Raw genomic sequence first — 16122 nt, 5'->3', positions numbered from 1 at the left:
AAAGTCGATGAAAAACCAAAAAGGCTTTACGCTGATTGAAATGATGATTGTCCTCCTCGTCATTTCTGTCTTATTGATCATCACTGTACCGAATATTTCGAAGCATAGCTCGAACATCAACTCGAAAGGCTGCTCAGCATATGCAAAAATGATAGAGGGTCAGATACAGGCATACAAAATAGAGCAAAATACGACTACGCAGCCAACATTTACGGAACTGGCCAGTAAGAATTATCTTAAAAGCGCAGAAGGAAAATGCCCGGATGGCACCGAACTCGAAATCACTCCCGATGGCAGGGTCATCCCGGCAAACCAATGACCCATGAGGCAATCTTCCGGTTTTACTCTCATAGAAATGCTGATTGTACTATCTGCTGCTTTCATGCTTACCTTTTCTTCCCTTTTCGTTTTCACTCCGCAGCGCGATTTCCTTCAAACCCATCTCTTTTTGTCCCAGTTTAAGTCCGACTTGTTTTACGCTCAGCAATATGCCATTAGCCGCCAAAAAAATGTCACCGTTTATCTTCTCCCTGACCAATATGCTTATATTGTTTCTGCTGGAGAGGGCGGTTATTTGATTGAAAGGCACTATTCAAGGGAAATCAAAGTTACGCCAGCCACTATGAGTTCAATTTTTCGTTACCTTGCAAATGGGAATATTGATAAATTTGGATCAATTTACATTCAAGCCGGAAAAAAGACGTATCGGTTTACATTCCAGATTGGGAAGGGGAGGTTCTATGTTAAACAGGAATGAAGGATATTTCCTGGTAGAGATGGTCCTTTCCATGGCTGCTATCCTCATGGCGGGATCCTTTCTGCTTCCCTATTCCATCCATGTCAGGAGCCAACTTGTCCAATCAAGGCAGGATGCCGATGCAATCCATATCCTTTATGATGAACTGATGTATATTAAGCAGGCCGGTCAAGGATCAGAAAGGAACCTGATCGTGAAAGACGGATTTGAATACAACGTGACCGTTGCCAAGGATGGGAACGATCTTCCACGGGAGGTATGTGTCCATTATGAAGGCGACCATCAAAAGGACAGCAAAAAATGCGCTTATGCTGAATGAACGAGGCTTCACGATGCTAGAGATGATTACAAGCCTGGCAACCATGCTGGTAATCGCAACGATCTTTCCGATGGGCATAAAGCTATTTCTTGCTGATGGAATTTATGAGCAAGGCTTGTGGAGAATGGAATGGGAGCTTTTCAGCATCCAGGCAAAAAAAGAAATCCAAAACGCTGAGACCGTTTCTGTCCAGGCTGACAGGATTGTATTGCAAGGGGATGGCAAAACGGTCTTATATGAAAAGTACGGAAACTCGATCAGGAGAAGGGTTGACAACGAAGGACATGAAATCCTTCTTCAGAATATTTCTAGTCTGAAGTTAGGGGAGTTTGAGGGAGGGGTTGAAATATTTGCCGTCCATCTATCGGGTTCAGGGCGTTCTTTAAGAATCCAATATTTCATTCAAAAATAAAACGTTCCAAGAAATGCCAGCAAGGCTTCATGTATCCTCTAACCATCATCTTTTTATTTTTCATGACCTTGCTTTTGATGATGGCGGCCCAGCAATATGTTGCTGAGGCACGGTTTCTAAAGGAGACGGAGACAATTAGGCTGCAGGAATATTATCTGTTCTGCTCCCTTCAGGCTGCTGAATCACTTGTCCAAAAAACCGACTGGCAAGGGGAAGGATCCTTCCGGTTCATGAGGGGAATTGTCAAATACCAAACTTATCCGTTATCAGCTGACAGGGAAAAAATAATCTTTTATATGTCGCTTGATAATGGCGAAAAAAGGGAAGCTGCTTGTGAATATGACAAAGTAAAAGGCCAGATGGTAAAATGGACAGAAAAGTAATGGCGGGGGATTAAGTCTATGAAAGCAATTTACTTGATTGGTTTTATGGGGGCGGGAAAGACGTCGGTTTCTAAAGAATTGGCGGAAAGATTATCCGTTGGCTGTTTTGACACAGATGAAGAAATCATCAAAGCATCTGGAAAAGCCATCAACATGATTTTTGCTACTGAAGGAGAGCAAAGCTTCAGGAAAAAGGAGACGGAAATAATTCAGGCAATGCCTTCAGAAAATGCGGTTATTGCTACAGGCGGCGGAGCAATCTTGCGGGAAACGAACCGCAGAGCAATGAAAGAAAAGGGATTGGTTGTTTTTTTATTTGCAGAACCGGCGGAAATCCTCGAACGTTTAAGGGAGGATACGACCAGGCCATTGCTTCAACACAAAAAGCGGGAGAAGGCGGAGGCATTATATAGTGAACGGCTGCCGCTGTATCGTCAGGCAGCCCATCTTGAAATCGACACAACTGGGAAGGGCGTCGGGGAAATAGCTGAAGAAATCATCAGACGTATGAAACAATAAGCCATGGTTATACTTGTAATTGTATGAAGGCAGGTGGAACCATGAAGACAAATGACTACGTAAAGTATCTAACCCAGACGTTTGTGAAGTATATAGACCAGCCGAAAGAAGAAAGGAAAAAGAGAAAGCAGGCCAAAAAGGATGGGGAAGGAACCTTTTTATACAGATGGTTCGGGATTCTTCCCTTCCTGCTGATGTCCAGCTTCAAAAAGAAAAAGTGATCGGGAGCCCGGCGAAGCTGCAGCCGGGCTTCCACCTTTTAAATCGCTTTTTCAGTAATGTAGAATACTCCTCCGTTGACAATTGAGATATTGACCTTTGGTTCGTATTGTTCACGAAGGGCTAGCTTTTCCGTTTCATAGCTTTCCGTTTTTTCATCAATGCCTTCGTAAAAATGATTCAATAAATCCAGATCTTTTTTCCAGCGCTTCCTGGCCTCTTCTGCCCATGTATGGTCTTCCACGCTGATTTCCGATGACAAAAACGAATGGACTCTTGCCACTCCGCTTCCTGGCCGTATGAGCGGCGATAAGGTATAGGCGTAATCAGGTATTTTTGGTGTCATCGGCAGCTGGAGCAGCCTGTCGTGGAATCCGTCCAGCAACCGTCCATTGATCAAGTTCAATCCGATCGATTTGAACACGTCCCGTTTGCGGTCGCACTGGTAGGATATTTTCATATTCAACCCCAGCCAGGGAATCAAAGGCAAATTCATGCCAGCCATTGGACTTTTATTTTCATAAAGCCTGATATACCCTGCAAGATTTTTAGTGGACTGAAAGATTTGATGCAGCCTTGGCGAGCCGAAATAGATTGCTTCTCCTTTTGCATTTTCAGGGGCGTGCTGCTTATTCGTGATAAAGGCCAGTTTTGCAGGATTAGGAGTGCCGCCAGTCTTTTCGAGATAATGCCAGTAAAAAGGGCGGTTCATCAGTTCCTTGTCCAGGTCGATGGTCAGCTGAACATTCAGATAACCAGGTTTGTTTTCAATTATTTCACAGTTATTGGCATGGAAATACCTCACCAAAAATTCATGAATCGCCTGTTGCTGCACGCTGCTTGCCCTCCTTCATTTCTTCTGCCAGCTGGATCATCGATGTCAGATTATCGATTTTTATCCTCATCTCACCTTCTGACGACGACTTGCCGAATATATCAACTAGATGGTCTTCGATACTCCCAAATTCAAGCCTGGTCAGGATATCATCCAGTTCGCCGATGACTTTTTCAAATAAATTGATTTTTTCGTACAGGAGTTTCAGGATATGCTCTTCTACCGTATTCTTGGTTGCAAAATTATAGATCCTTACATCTTTTTCCTGTCCGAGGCGGTGTATCCGTCCAATACGCTGCTCTAGTCTCATGGGGTTCCATGGCAGATCAAAGTTGATGATATGGCTGCAAAACTGAAGATTGATTCCCTCTCCTCCGGCTTCAGTAGCGATCAACACTTGTACATTCTTTTGGAACAATTCCCGCATCCAGTCCTTTTTCCCCCGTTTGAAGCCGCCGCGGAAAGGGACAGACGTGATTCCGTTTTGCTTCAGGAACCATTGGAGATACAGCTGGGTCGCGCGGTATTCTGTAAAGATAATCACTTTGTCGCCGATTTTTTTGATCAGTTCCAATGCTTTTTCAGCTTTTGAGTTACTTTTCACTTCTTCGACACGTTTAACTAGCATGTCAATCGTGCCCTTATAGCTTTCTGAAGGGTTTTCCTGCCTTTGGAGCATGTTCTTTAGTGTATAAAAAACCGCTTCCCTGCTGCTGCAGGCCTCCCTTTGCAGTGTCATAAGCGAAAACTGGCTTGCAGAAAGGCCACCATCGGACTCACGCAAGCCTAAAATCATGTCATATAAGGCCTGTTCCTCCTTTGAAAACTCGATGACAATTGTTTCGACATGGCGTTTGGTCCACTCGATCCCGGTATCGGCACGCCTGTTACGGATCATCACCTTATTGACCAGCTCCCTTAGATGCTCGTCATCCGATACTGAGCGGGAGTCTTTCTTATATTTTTCGAAAAATGCCGCTTCATTTCCCAGATGGCCAGGTTTCAGGAGGGAAACCAGATTGAAGATTTCTTCAAGGCGGTTCTGGATCGGAGTAGCGGTCAACAGGAGGCAAAATCGTTTCTTCAGGTTCTGGACGAATTCATAGTTTTTAGTTTTGTTATTTTTTAGCTTGTGAGCTTCATCAATGATAATCAGGTCGTAATCCTGATTGTAAATGATCTCCCGGTGGGGGTTGCGTTTTGCAGTATCAATCGAAGACACCACTACATCGCACTGCTCCCACACATAGCTTTTACGCTGCGCAACGGCAGGAATGTGAAATTTCGTGTTCAGCTCCATCGCCCATTGGGACACAAGCGAGGCGGGGACAAGGATCAGCACCTTTTTCACAAGTCCTCTGATCATATATTCCTTGAGGATGAGCCCGGCCTCGATTGTTTTTCCGAGGCCGACTTCATCCGCAAGAATCGCTTTTCCATTCATGTTTTCGATTACCTGCCTGGCGACCTCAAGCTGATGGGGAAGGGGGGTAAGCCCTGGCAGGTGCACCGGTGCCTGAAGTCCTTCAAATTCAGGGATGATGGTATGTTTCTCTATCTCGACGGCCAGCTTGAAAAGCTCCCAATTCCCCCATGGCCCATCGTTCTCGATCCGTTCTGCCAAACCGTCCTGCCAGGATGAATCAAAGTTTATTTGAATAGACATTTAACTCACCTCTTTTTGAAATATTTATATATTGCCGAACCAGTCAGTCTAATGTAAGATGAAGTTAGCTTTGAATGTTTTGAAATTTTTCATTTTATAGTTTTTGAAAAACCGCAGGCATAGCATGATGAATATCGTATAGCATGCCCAATTTGGAAAATAATATAATGCGAATGATGACAAGGGGAGAGACTACTCGAGTAGCGCCGAAGGAGCAAGCATGATTTGTGAATCTCTCAGGCAAAAGAACTCTTGTTTGACGCATCTCTGGAGAGCGCTTTCAAAAACTGGAAGCCACCAAAGGGGAAAGCCTTTACGGGTAAACTTTCAGGTGAAAGGACAGAGACCTTCTCTTTTTTCGAGGGGGGACTCTGTCTTTTTTATGTTCGTCATGTTTTGCCTGCGGAATTTTGAGGCGAAGGACGAAGGGGGATATATGATGTCAGAATTGAAAAGAACACCTTTATTCGAGCTTTACAAGGAATATGGAGGAAAAACGATTGACTTCGGAGGCTGGGAACTCCCTGTTCAGTTTTCAAGCATTAAGGAGGAACACGAAGCGGTCCGGACAAGAGCGGGATTATTCGATGTTTCCCATATGGGCGAAATTGAAGTGAAAGGCCCGGATAGCCTGTCCTATTTGCAAAAATTACTTACCAATGATATTTCAAAACTCACCGACGGCAAAGCCATCTATACGGCGATGTGCTACGAAAATGGCGGTACTGTTGATGACCTTCTCGTCTACAAGCTGGGTGACAATCATTATCTCTTGGTTGTCAATGCTTCCAATATCGATAAGGATTATGAATGGATGAAAAACCACCTGGAGGGTGAGGCTACAGTCGAGAACCTTTCAGAAGACTATGCCCAGCTTGCCATACAAGGACCCTTGGCTGAATCTGTACTGCAGAAGCTTTCACCTGATCACGATTTGAGCAAGATTGGATTTTTTAGGTTCAATCCGGAAGTAAAGCTTGATGGCAGGAAAACCCTCGTCTCAAGGACCGGCTATACCGGGGAAGATGGTTTTGAAATTTATTGCAAGCCTGAAGATGCAGTGAGCCTGTGGAAAAAAATCCTTGAAGCAGGAAAGGAAGAGGGTGTGCTGCCATGCGGGCTTGGAGCCAGGGATACGCTCCGCTTCGAGGCCAATCTTGCATTGTATGGCCAGGAGCTATCCCCGGATATCACCCCGCTTGAAGCAGGAATCGGCTTTGCAGTCAAATTGAACAAAGATGCAGACTTCATTGGAAAAGACGCTTTGCTGGAACAAAAAGAAAATGGCGTACCAAGAAAGCTTGTCGGAATCGAGATGCTTGACCGCGGCATTCCGCGCCATGGGTATCCTGTTTATAAAGGGAATGTGAAAATTGGCGAGGTTACCACCGGTACACAATCGCCTACGCTGAAGAAAAATATCGGGCTTGCGCTTGTTGATTCCAAAGAATCCGGGCTGGGCAATGAATTGGAAGTTGAAATACGAGGAAAACGCCTGAAAGCCATTGTTTCAGCGACACCTTTTTATAAAAGAGACAAAAAGTAAAAATGGAAGAGGGGAAAGAGATATGAAGCATCGCTATTTACCGCTGACTGAAAGTGATAAAAACGCAATGTTGGAAACGATTGGCGTAAAGTCGATTGACGAGCTCTTCAGTGATATACCTGAAAAAGTCCGTTTCGCTGGAGAATACCGCATCAAACCTGCGAAATCAGAGACAGCCTTGATGAAAGAGTTATCACAGATGGCTGCAAAAAATGCTGATTTGAAGAAGTACTCCTCATTCATTGGAGCGGGTGTATATGACCATTACATACCGGTCATCGTAGACCATGTCCTATCGCGCTCTGAATTCTATACTGCCTATACTCCATACCAGCCGGAAATCTCCCAGGGAGAACTGCAGGCTATATTTGAGTTCCAGACGATGATCTGCGAGCTGACAGGGATGGAAGTAGCAAACTCGTCCATGTACGATGGAGGTACTGCTCTCGCAGAAGCCGCGATGCTCAGTGCCGGGCATACAAAACGTAAAAAAATACTGATTTCAAGCACGGTTCATCCGGAATATAAGGATGTAGTCCGCACTTATGCGAAAGGACAATATATTGAGGTTGTCGAGATTCCCCACAAGGATGGTGTTACGGATCTGGCTGAACTGAAAAATATGGCAGGTGAAGATACTGCAGCAGTAATAGTCCAGTATCCTAACTTCTTTGGCAGGATCGAATCAATGAAGGAAATCGAGGAAATTGCCCACGAACAGAAATCGTTGTTTGTCGTCTCAAGCAATCCGCTTTCCCTTGGAGTATTGACCCCGCCAGGAAAGTTCGGTGCTGATATTGTCACCGGCGATGCCCAGCCATTCGGGATCCCGACTGCTTTCGGCGGTCCGCACTGCGGTTATTTTGCCGTGACAGGAAAGCTTGTCAGGAAAGTCCCTGGAAGGCTTGTCGGCCAGACAAAGGATGATGCGGGGCGCAGAGGGTTCGTATTGACTCTCCAGGCACGCGAGCAGCATATCCGCCGCGATAAAGCAACTTCGAATATTTGCTCGAACCAGGCTCTAAACGCTCTGGCCGCTTCTGTTGCGATGACTGCGTTAGGCAAAAAGGGCGTCCGCGAAATGGCAGCTGACAACATCCAGAAAGCCCACTATGCTAAAAAGGCGTTCAAGGAAAATGGTTTTGTGATTGCATTCGACGGCCACTCCTTCAATGAGTTTGTCGTTAAAGTCAATAAACCTGTCAAGGAAATCAATGAACATCTCCTGGCGAAAGGCATCATCGGCGGCTATGACCTCGGAAGGGACTTCCCTGAGCTGGAGCAGCATATGCTTGTCGCCATCACCGAACTGAGGACAAAAGAAGAGATCGACACATTTGTAAAGGAAATGGGGGATTTCAATGCATAAGGAAGACCAGCCACTCATTTTTGAACTAAGTACTCCAGGCAGAGTCGGCTACAGCCTGCCGGAAATGGATGTGCCCGAACTCGATTTGGCCGCATTATTGCCTGAAGGTTTCCTTCGCGAAGACGAACCGGAACTGCCAGAGGCATCCGAGCTTGATATCATGCGCCACTATACAGCGTTATCGAAGCGCAACCATGGCGTCGATTCAGGATTTTATCCTCTTGGCTCCTGCACAATGAAATACAACCCGAAAATGAATGAGAACGTTGCTCGCTTCGATGGATTCGCGCATCTGCACCCACTCCAGGATGAAAGTTCGGTTCAGGGAGCTCTTGAACTTATGTATGATCTGCAGCAGCATCTGATTGAAATAACTGGTATGGATGAAGTAACCTTGCAGCCGGCTGCCGGAGCCCACGGTGAATGGACAGGATTGATGATGATCCGTGCTTTCCACGAAGCAAACGGGGATGACAAGCGTACAAAGGTCATCGTCCCTGATTCGGCGCACGGAACGAATCCCGCTTCAGCAACAGTTGCCGGATTCGAGACAATCACTGTTAAGTCGGATGAGAATGGCCTTGTCGACTTGGAAGACCTCAGGAAGGTAGTTGGCGAGGATACAGCGGCATTGATGCTCACCAACCCGAATACCCTTGGACTTTTTGAAGAAAACATCCTTGAAATGGCTGAAATCGTCCACAGTGCAGGAGGTAAGCTTTATTATGACGGTGCGAATCTGAATGCGGTCATGTCAAAGGCCCGGCCGGGGGACATGGGATTCGATGTCGTCCATCTGAATTTGCATAAGACATTCACTGGCCCCCACGGCGGCGGCGGCCCAGGATCCGGTCCAGTAGGAGTCAAAGCTGACCTGGTGCCATTCCTTCCGAAACCAATCTTAACGAAGCAGGATGGCAAATACGGATTTGACTATGACCGCCCTCAGTCAATTGGACGAGTCAAGCCATTCTATGGGAATTTCGGGATAAATGTCCGCGCTTACACATACATCAGGACGATGGGCCCGGACGGTTTGAAGGCAGTGACAGAATATGCTGTCTTGAACGCTAATTATATGATGAGAAGGCTGGCAGAATATTACGACCTCCCATTCAACAGGCACTGCAAGCACGAGTTCGTATTGAGCGGTAAGCGCCAGAAAAAGCTTGGTGTCCGTACACTCGACATCGCTAAGCGACTGCTTGATTTCGGATACCACCCGCCAACCATTTACTTCCCGCTGAACGTGGAAGAGGCAATCATGATCGAGCCGACTGAAACCGAATCGAAAGAAACTCTGGATGCTTTCATCGATGCGATGATCCAGATCGCAAAGGAAGCAGAGGAAAATCCGGAAATCGTCCAGGAAGCACCTCACTCTACTGTAGTAGGCCGACTGGATGAAACAACCGCAGCAAGAAAGCCGATTCTTCGCTATCAAAAAGCTTAATGCAACAAAGCCCTGCTATTTTCGGCAGGGCTTTATTCCGTTTGGGATGAAGCTGGCAAGGTGGTTGACCACGCGCCTGGTGATATCGTGGGGAATTCGTTGAAAGTTGTCAATCTATTGCTGTCATCCGATCAAGCGGATTCGCTTTTCAAAGGCAGGACTTATTAAGCCGGCCAGCCTGCGAGGAGTATCGGGCTGGTTTGATCCGGTGATTTTTTTCATATTGATGAATGGTTTCGAAAATATCAGTATGATGGGTTGGATGGGCAACCGTAAGAAATGCGAAACCCCTCTGCATATGCAAGAGGGGCCATTTATTAAAGTGAGGTCATTTCGTTTTGATTTTGCCGCCCCATTTTTTGAAGCCGCCCTCGAGTTGATACAAATCCTTATATCCTTTTCGATATAGGAACTGCGCAGCACGGCCGCTGCGGGATCCGCCCTGGCAATAGAGGTAGACGGGCTTGTCCGGCCTTATTTCTTTCAGACGGGACTTTAGCTGTGTCAACGGGATATTCCTTGCTCCAAGGATGTGCCCGGCTGCAAATTCATTAGGTTCGCGGACATCGATCAGTTGAGCCTTGCGATAACCAGACTTGAATTCTTCTTCTGTCAGCGTCTTCACGATTTTCTTCTGGTAAAAATACATGATGACAGAATAAATGATGACCGCTGCAGTGAGGATCAGTAAAAAATAAAGTGTGTCCAAAACATCTTTCTCCTTTCAAGCTTAGCTGAACCACTTTTAATTATATAAGCCATTTAGCATAAGAGCAAAGGAATTTGGCAAATTTCTCTCCGGATATATAAAAATCAAGCTGCTTTGAATTTGCTATGAATTTTGTTAGACTTAAAATCGCATAAACTTCACAAAACACAAAATGAGGGAATGGAATGGAAAAAGAAATATGGAGATTTATTGACTCAGGTGATTGTTCACCAGCATTCAACATGGCTTTGGATGAAGCGCTCCTGGATTGGCACGGTTCCGGGAAAATGCCTCCCGTCATCCGTTTTTATGGTTGGAACCCTCCATCACTATCAGTTGGTTATTTCCAGAAAGTCGAGCGGGAAATAAATTTGGAAGCAGTGAAGGAACAAGGACTTGGCTTTGTACGCAGGCCTACAGGCGGCAGGGGCGTATTGCATGAACATGAGCTTACATATAGCGTGATTGTTACTGAAGAACATCCGGATATGCCTAAAACGGTCACGGAGGCATATCGTGTCATTTCAGAAGGAATCTTGAAAGGCTTTCAAAAGCTTGGACTTGAGGCTTATTTTGCTGTGCCTGAAACTTCTGCCGAAAAAGATGCACTTAAGAATCCGCGTTCCGCTGTCTGTTTTGATGCGCCAAGCTGGTACGAACTTGTCGTTGAGGGGAGAAAGGTTGCTGGAAGTGCCCAGACACGGCAAAAGGGGGTAATCCTGCAGCATGGTTCCATTTTGCTTGATCTTGATGAAGATAAGCTTTTCAGTTTATTCAAATATCCAAATGAACGCGTGAAGGAACGGATGCAGCGAGCCTTCAAGACAAAAGCCGTAACCATCAACGAACTTAGCAGCAGGAAAATCACGATTGGAGAAGCAAAAGAAGCGTTCAGGCAAGGCTTTGAAGAGGGGCTTAACATTGAATTGACTCCGTATCAGCTTAGTGACGAAGAGATGGAGTATGTATCCACACTTGCAAGAAACAAATACGAAACGGATGAGTGGAATTTTAAAAGGTAGGCTTTTTTCTAAAGGATTGTTGTTTTCTATATCAATTTTAAGAGTAACAAATAGTTCGAAAAGATTGATTGGAACGGACGGTGCGAGACTCATAGAAAATGCTAACGCATTTTCTTCGTGAGTGGGTGAATTCACAGTAGCTCACTCAGTGTCCATCGGGTTCAGCGGGAAAGTTGAGACCCTACAGGATCTTTTTCGCCGATGAGGCTCAGCTGACGCCCTGCGGAAAGCGAGCAGCCTGGAGTGGAAATCCACCATTTTAAATTCACGAAAACAGCCAAAAATGAAAAAAGCGGAATCCGCTTTTTTTGTTTTTATCCAGTATTTTCAAAAGGTTGTTTGCGATTGAAAAAGTGCAACCCTCGAAATTTGTTGTTTTTTTTCATTTAGAGAAGGATATCCGTCTTTCTCTCTTCTTCTCTCTTTTTTTTAATAGATTTCGTTTTTGACAAAATTAATCACATATGAACCGAACACCATATATAGTATTGTTGAAAATTAAATATATACTATATATTGATTTTTTGTGTTTCGGTATGATAACGTAAGGGTAATTGAAAAATGCAGCTAGATTTACATACCATCCTGAAAAACAAGTGACAAAAAAGATAGCAGTTTCAAAACCGTTGGAGGAGTTGTAGAAATGTCTATTACTACTGGACAAAAAATGAGTCTTAATGTTGAGAGTTTGAACAAGGATATTAAGCTATTTCCACAGGTTCATCCGATCACCCCTGATATGAAACTTACACACAAAGGTGTTTCCCGCCTAGTCATGCTTGACCGCTATACGTACAAAGACACAGAGAAGATTACTTTGTCAGCTGGCGATTTCGTCGTCCTTACCATCAAGGAGGATCCGAAATTCCCTGCCCGCGGACTTGGGTTCATTCTAGAAATAGACTGGGAAAGCAAGGCTGCGAAGGTCCTAGTGGATGAGGAGTTCCGCGCCGTGCTGGATGATCCGGAGGAAGCAGCGACAGGAGTCATTAAACGTTCGCTTGATGTCATAGAGAAACCTTTGGAAGTTTTCTATGAACAAATTGCGAAGAGGAATGCTGCCGGATTGGCTGCAGTGGAAAAGACCGAGGAAAAGCGCAAGGAATGGTTTGAAAAGTTCTATCAAGAGCTTGTAAGCATGAACTTCATTCCTGCTGGACGTGTTCTTTATGGTGCCGGCGCCGAGACCGATGTCACGTATTTCAATTGCTATGTAATGCCTTTCGTGAAGGATTCGCGTGAGGGTATCTCCGAGCACCGCAAGCAGGTCATGGAAATAATGAGCCGCGGCGGAGGTGTGGGAACGAATGGATCAACACTTAGGCCACGGAACACTTTGGCTAGAGGGGTAAACGGGAAATCATCAGGTTCCGTCTCCTGGCTTGATGATATTGCAAAGCTTACACACTTAGTCGAGCAGGGAGGGTCGCGCAGGGGCGCCCAGATGATCATGCTGGCAGACTGGCATCCTGACATCGTTGAATTCATCATTTCAAAAATGCAAAATCCAAGGATCCTTCGTTTCTTGATTGAAAACACAAAGGATGAATCAATCAAGAAATTAGCAAGGGAAAAACTGAAGTTCACACCGCTAACCCTTCAAGAAGAAGCGATGTATCAGGGAATTGTAAATTATGAGAACATCCCTGGGTATGGTGGTTTCAGTGCTGATATTATTAGTGCAGCTAAAGAAAAGCTTGCTACCGGAGGTACTTACACAGTCCACAACCCCGAATTCCTGACAGGGGCCAATATTTCAGTCACATTGACAAAAGATTTCATGGAAGCAGTTGAAAAAGATGAAGATTATGGACTTCGTTTCCCTGATGTTGAAAGCTACGATGCTGAGACAATGAAAGTCTATAATGAAGAATGGCATAAAGTTGGCGACGTTCGCGAGTGGGAAAAGCTCGGCTATAAGGTACGCACTTACAGAAAAATCAAGGCAAAAGAATTATGGAATCTGATCAATATTTGTGCCACATATTCAGCGGAACCAGGTATTTTCTTCATCGATAACGCCAATGACATGACAAACGCACAAGCATATGGACAAAAGGTTGTAGCGACCAATCCATGCGGGGAACAGCCGCTTGCTCCATTTTCGGTCTGTAACCTCGCGGCCGTGAACCTTGCGGAAATGGCGGACAAGGAATCGAAAACAGTGAATTTTGAGAAGCTCAAACGCACAGTTGAAGTGGGTGTCCGCATGCAGGACAATGTCATCGATGCTACTCCATACTTCCTTGAGGAGAATAAAAAGCAAGCCCTTGGCGAACGCCGGGTCGGACTGGGTGTCATGGGGCTGCATGACCTCCTGATTTACTGTGAAACAGAGTACGGTTCCGAAGAAGGCAACATGCTTGTTGATAAAGTGTTCGAAACAATCGCAACCTCAGCCTATAGAGCCTCTGTCGAACTGGCGAAGGAAAAGGGCAGCTTCCCATTCCTGCAAGGCGGGACAGAGCAAGAAACAAACAGATTGCGAAAGGCTTTCACAAATACAGGCTTCATGAAAAAAATGCCTGAAGATATCCGTGAATCGATCCTGGAAAATGGCATCCGCAACTCCCATTTGCTGACTGTTGCCCCTACTGGATCCACTGGAACCATGGTTGGTGTAAGCACAGGACTCGAACCATACTTCTCATTCTCGTACTTCCGCAGCGGCCGTCTTGGCAAGTTCATCGAAGTGAAAGCGGATATCGTCCAGGAATACCTTGATCGCAATCCTGGTGCCGACCCTGATAACCTTCCGAATTGGTTCATATCGGCAATGGAACTATCTCCTGGGGCACATGCGGATGTACAGTGCGTAATCCAGCGCTGGATTGACAGTTCGATCAGCAAGACGGTAAACGCTCCGAAGGGCTATAGTGTCGAGCAGGTAGAAAAGGTATACGAACGCCTGTACAAGGGCGGAGCCAAGGGAGGAACTGTATACGTTGACGGCTCCCGTGATTCTCAAGTACTGACGTTGAAAGCTGAGGAAAACAGTTTCGAAGAGAAAGAAGACAAACATCAAAAGCAAAAGCAGCATGTCGTCCTAGTTGACACGATCAATGAGCTTCGCTCTACGAATGTAACGATCGGTTCAGAGGTCGGGAACACATGCCCAGTGTGCCGGAAGGGCGAAGTAAAGGAAATCGGCGGTTGTAACACTTGCACGAATTGCAACGCGCAATTGAAATGCGGACTTTAATGAATATCTACAGAGGGTGGAAAAGCTTATCCAGCCTCTGTTTTTTGTACTTCCAGTAAGCTATAGGAAGGTATCGTCCTATTGGCCGATTTGAATAAAGGAGCGAAAGAAGATTTATGAGGGTCGGGCGTTCGGCAAGATCATACGGCGCCCCTAATATCTGTCTAAGGGCGATCATTCTGAAAAGCGGGGCCTTTCGGAGCTGGAGAATACATTATCGCAACATCTGGCATGGGACAATAAGAGTCGGCCCATTTCAGTATCTAAAAAATCCAGTATTACATTGACAATAAAAATTTTCAGCTTGTACGCCGTACTATTTTACAGAATATGAGCTTAAAGATGTATCAATAGAGTACATCGACGGGAGGGGCTCATATGTATATAGACGGCGTTTTTTCCGGAGGAGGCATCAAAGGCTTCGCCCTGATCGGTGCATGTGCCGCAATTGAGGAGCGGGGATTCAAATTCAAGAGGGTAGCAGGAACGAGCGCAGGATCCCTTATTGCAGGATTGCTGGCAGCCGGGTATTCAAGTACCGAAATGAAGCTGCTTGTCGATGGACTCGATCTTAAGAAGTTCCTCGATTCCCGAAAAACGATATTCCCTACAGCGTTGACAAAGTGGCTGTATGTCTACTGGCGGCTAGGACTGTACAAAGGCAGTGAACTGGAATGCTGGATCAATGAAAAGCTTGCCGCACGGGGGCTTAAGACATTTGGAGATCTGCCGCCTGATACATTGAGGGTGATTGCCTCAGACCTGACAAATGGGAGACTTTTGATTTTGCCTGATGATTTGCCGAAATATGGAATCAATCCGCGGACCTTTCCGATTGCCAGGGCAATCAGGATGAGCTGCAGCCTGCCGTTTTTCTTTGAGCCTGTTAAGCTGCGGGACCGTGTAGGAACAAATATTGTCGTTGATGGGGGTGTACTGAGCAATTTTCCGATGTGGCTTTTTGACAAGGAAAACATCAAGAAAGTCAGGCCAGTTCTTGGGGTCAAGCTCAGTCATCACCTGACCCAGCAGCCCACGAATAAAATAAAGAATGCCCTGCAATTATACGAGGCGCTGTTTGAAACCATGAAGGATGCCCATGATTCAAGATATATCTCAAGAAAACATGAAAAAAACATCATATTTATCCCGACTGAAGGGGCGCTGACGACTGAGTTTCAATTGACTAATGAAAAAAAGGATGAGCTGGTCGGCCTTGGCAAGGAGTATGCGGACCGGTTTTTCAAATCGTGGTGTTATTGAGAAAAATAAAAAAATCGGGTTAAAAAGAGGCCCGATTTTTTTTCTTTCCTTTTTTGCCCTCAATGACAGTTAAATGGGATGCATCTTTTTTCCTCCGTGCGGATGCCAGGGACCTGATTTTCGACCGTTTCGAATAAGTGTTCGCTTCTTTGCTTTGATATTTCTTTTTTGAGCGGATTGCCGCTTTATGGAATGCCCGCTGCTGCTGCTTTCCGGGGCCAGATGAAGAAAAACGTCCTATTGCAAAATATAGAACGGCAACAATCAAGGCCACAACAGCAACCATTTTGAGGATACCAGCAGGATTCTTAAGGAGTCCTGATACTAATCCAATGCCTGCAAGGATGATCAGCCCCGCAACAATGAACATCGAAGATCTATTATTCAAGAAAGCCACCTCCCTAAAAGCATCATGAGCAATTTTTCAAGCTTTTAAACTTTCCAACGT

At 45.5% G+C, this 16122-nt stretch carries 17 protein-coding genes and 1 riboswitch; of the genes, 13 read left to right on the top strand and 4 right to left on the bottom strand.

What is annotated here, in order from left to right; all coding sequences use genetic code 11:
• Positions 1–7: 7 nt before the first annotated feature.
• From comGC to JJQ88_RS10840, 7 genes are read left to right on the top strand one after another with little or no spacing between them, the layout of a single operon-like run.
• A complete protein-coding gene (gene comGC, locus JJQ88_RS10870; protein WP_210365916.1) occupies positions 8–319 on the top strand; it encodes a competence type IV pilus major pilin ComGC in 312 nt (103 codons plus the stop codon).
• A 3-nt stretch (positions 320–322) separates the two neighbouring features.
• Entirely contained in the window at positions 323–757 is a 435-nt protein-coding gene (comGD, locus tag JJQ88_RS21865; protein ID WP_210365915.1) for a competence type IV pilus minor pilin ComGD, read from the top strand.
• Positions 741–1076 carry a hypothetical protein gene (locus JJQ88_RS10860; RefSeq protein WP_210365914.1) on the top strand — a complete coding sequence of 112 codons (336 nt, stop codon included), beginning with the start codon at positions 741–743 and terminating at the stop codon, positions 1074–1076. Before comGD ends, JJQ88_RS10860 begins: the two co-directional genes overlap by 17 nt.
• Positions 1027–1488, top strand: coding sequence for a competence type IV pilus minor pilin ComGF (gene comGF / locus JJQ88_RS10855; RefSeq protein ID WP_210365913.1), 462 nt, complete (start codon positions 1027–1029; stop codon positions 1486–1488). The genes JJQ88_RS10860 and comGF overlap by 50 nt, the downstream gene beginning before the upstream one ends.
• 29 nt (positions 1489–1517) lie before the next feature.
• A complete protein-coding gene (comGG, locus tag JJQ88_RS10850) occupies positions 1518–1871 on the top strand; it encodes a competence type IV pilus minor pilin ComGG (protein WP_210365912.1) in 354 nt (117 codons plus the stop codon).
• Positions 1872–1889: 18 nt separating this feature from the next.
• Positions 1890–2390: a shikimate kinase gene (locus JJQ88_RS10845; protein ID WP_210365911.1), complete on the top strand. Its 501-nt coding sequence runs from the start codon at positions 1890–1892 to the stop codon at positions 2388–2390.
• A gap of 41 nt (positions 2391–2431) precedes the next feature.
• Positions 2432–2611 carry a YqzE family protein gene (locus JJQ88_RS10840; protein ID WP_210365910.1) on the top strand — a complete coding sequence of 60 codons (180 nt, stop codon included), beginning with the start codon at positions 2432–2434 and terminating at the stop codon, positions 2609–2611.
• Positions 2612–2649: 38 nt separating this feature from the next.
• On the opposite strand, the gene JJQ88_RS10835 is transcribed toward JJQ88_RS10840, so the two are convergent.
• Together JJQ88_RS10835 and JJQ88_RS10830 are read right to left on the bottom strand one after the other, a co-directional pair.
• Positions 2650–3444: a YqhG family protein gene (locus JJQ88_RS10835; RefSeq protein ID WP_210365909.1), complete on the bottom strand. Its 795-nt coding sequence runs from the start codon at positions 3442–3444 to the stop codon at positions 2650–2652.
• The gene (locus JJQ88_RS10830; protein ID WP_210365908.1) at positions 3422–5110 is read right to left on the bottom strand and encodes a DEAD/DEAH box helicase; all 1689 of its coding nucleotides are present in this window, start codon (positions 5108–5110) and stop codon (positions 3422–3424) included. Before JJQ88_RS10830 ends, JJQ88_RS10835 begins: the two co-directional genes overlap by 23 nt.
• A 173-nt stretch (positions 5111–5283) precedes the next feature.
• Positions 5284–5372: riboswitch (glycine riboswitch) on the top strand.
• A gap of 177 nt (positions 5373–5549) precedes the next feature.
• Here JJQ88_RS10830 and gcvT point away from each other — a divergent pair.
• Genes gcvT through gcvPB form a run of 3 tightly spaced genes read left to right on the top strand, consistent with a single transcriptional unit; the run spans position 5550 to position 9478 of the window.
• Entirely contained in the window at positions 5550–6656 is a 1107-nt protein-coding gene (gene gcvT, locus JJQ88_RS10825) for a glycine cleavage system aminomethyltransferase GcvT (protein WP_210365907.1), read from the top strand.
• A gap of 22 nt (positions 6657–6678) precedes the next feature.
• Positions 6679–8025, top strand: a complete 1347-nt coding sequence (gene gcvPA, locus JJQ88_RS10820) for an aminomethyl-transferring glycine dehydrogenase subunit GcvPA (protein WP_210365906.1) — start codon at positions 6679–6681, stop codon at positions 8023–8025.
• On the top strand, positions 8018–9478 hold the full coding sequence (gene gcvPB, locus JJQ88_RS10815; protein WP_210365905.1) for an aminomethyl-transferring glycine dehydrogenase subunit GcvPB: 1461 nt from the start codon (positions 8018–8020) through the stop codon (positions 9476–9478). Before gcvPA ends, gcvPB begins: the two co-directional genes overlap by 8 nt.
• A gap of 328 nt (positions 9479–9806) precedes the next feature.
• Here the strand turns inward: gcvPB and JJQ88_RS10810 are convergent, their stop codons facing one another.
• Positions 9807–10187, bottom strand: a complete 381-nt coding sequence (locus JJQ88_RS10810; RefSeq protein WP_246861068.1) for a rhodanese-like domain-containing protein — start codon at positions 10185–10187, stop codon at positions 9807–9809.
• Positions 10188–10372: 185 nt separating this feature from the next.
• Here JJQ88_RS10810 and JJQ88_RS10805 point away from each other — a divergent pair, with 185 nt between their 5' ends.
• From JJQ88_RS10805 to JJQ88_RS10795, 3 genes are all read left to right on the top strand, one after another.
• A complete protein-coding gene (locus JJQ88_RS10805; protein ID WP_210365904.1) occupies positions 10373–11209 on the top strand; it encodes a lipoate--protein ligase family protein in 837 nt (278 codons plus the stop codon).
• Positions 11210–11852: 643 nt separating this feature from the next.
• A complete protein-coding gene (locus tag JJQ88_RS10800; protein ID WP_210365903.1) occupies positions 11853–14411 on the top strand; it encodes a vitamin B12-dependent ribonucleotide reductase in 2559 nt (852 codons plus the stop codon).
• A gap of 378 nt (positions 14412–14789) precedes the next feature.
• Positions 14790–15674, top strand: coding sequence for a patatin-like phospholipase family protein (locus JJQ88_RS10795; protein ID WP_210365902.1), 885 nt, complete (start codon positions 14790–14792; stop codon positions 15672–15674).
• A gap of 19 nt (positions 15675–15693) precedes the next feature.
• Here the strand turns inward: JJQ88_RS10795 and JJQ88_RS10790 are convergent, their stop codons facing one another.
• Positions 15694–16071 (bottom strand): SA1362 family protein, encoded by a 378-nt coding sequence (locus JJQ88_RS10790; RefSeq protein ID WP_349237126.1) that lies wholly within the window; start codon positions 16069–16071, stop codon positions 15694–15696.
• Positions 16072–16122 lie beyond the last annotated feature (51 nt).

The organism is Bacillus sp. REN3 (genome assembly GCF_017912555.1).
Taxonomy (GTDB): domain Bacteria; phylum Bacillota; class Bacilli; order Bacillales; family Cytobacillaceae; genus Mesobacillus.
This window is presented reverse-complemented; position numbering and strand designations above follow the sequence as displayed.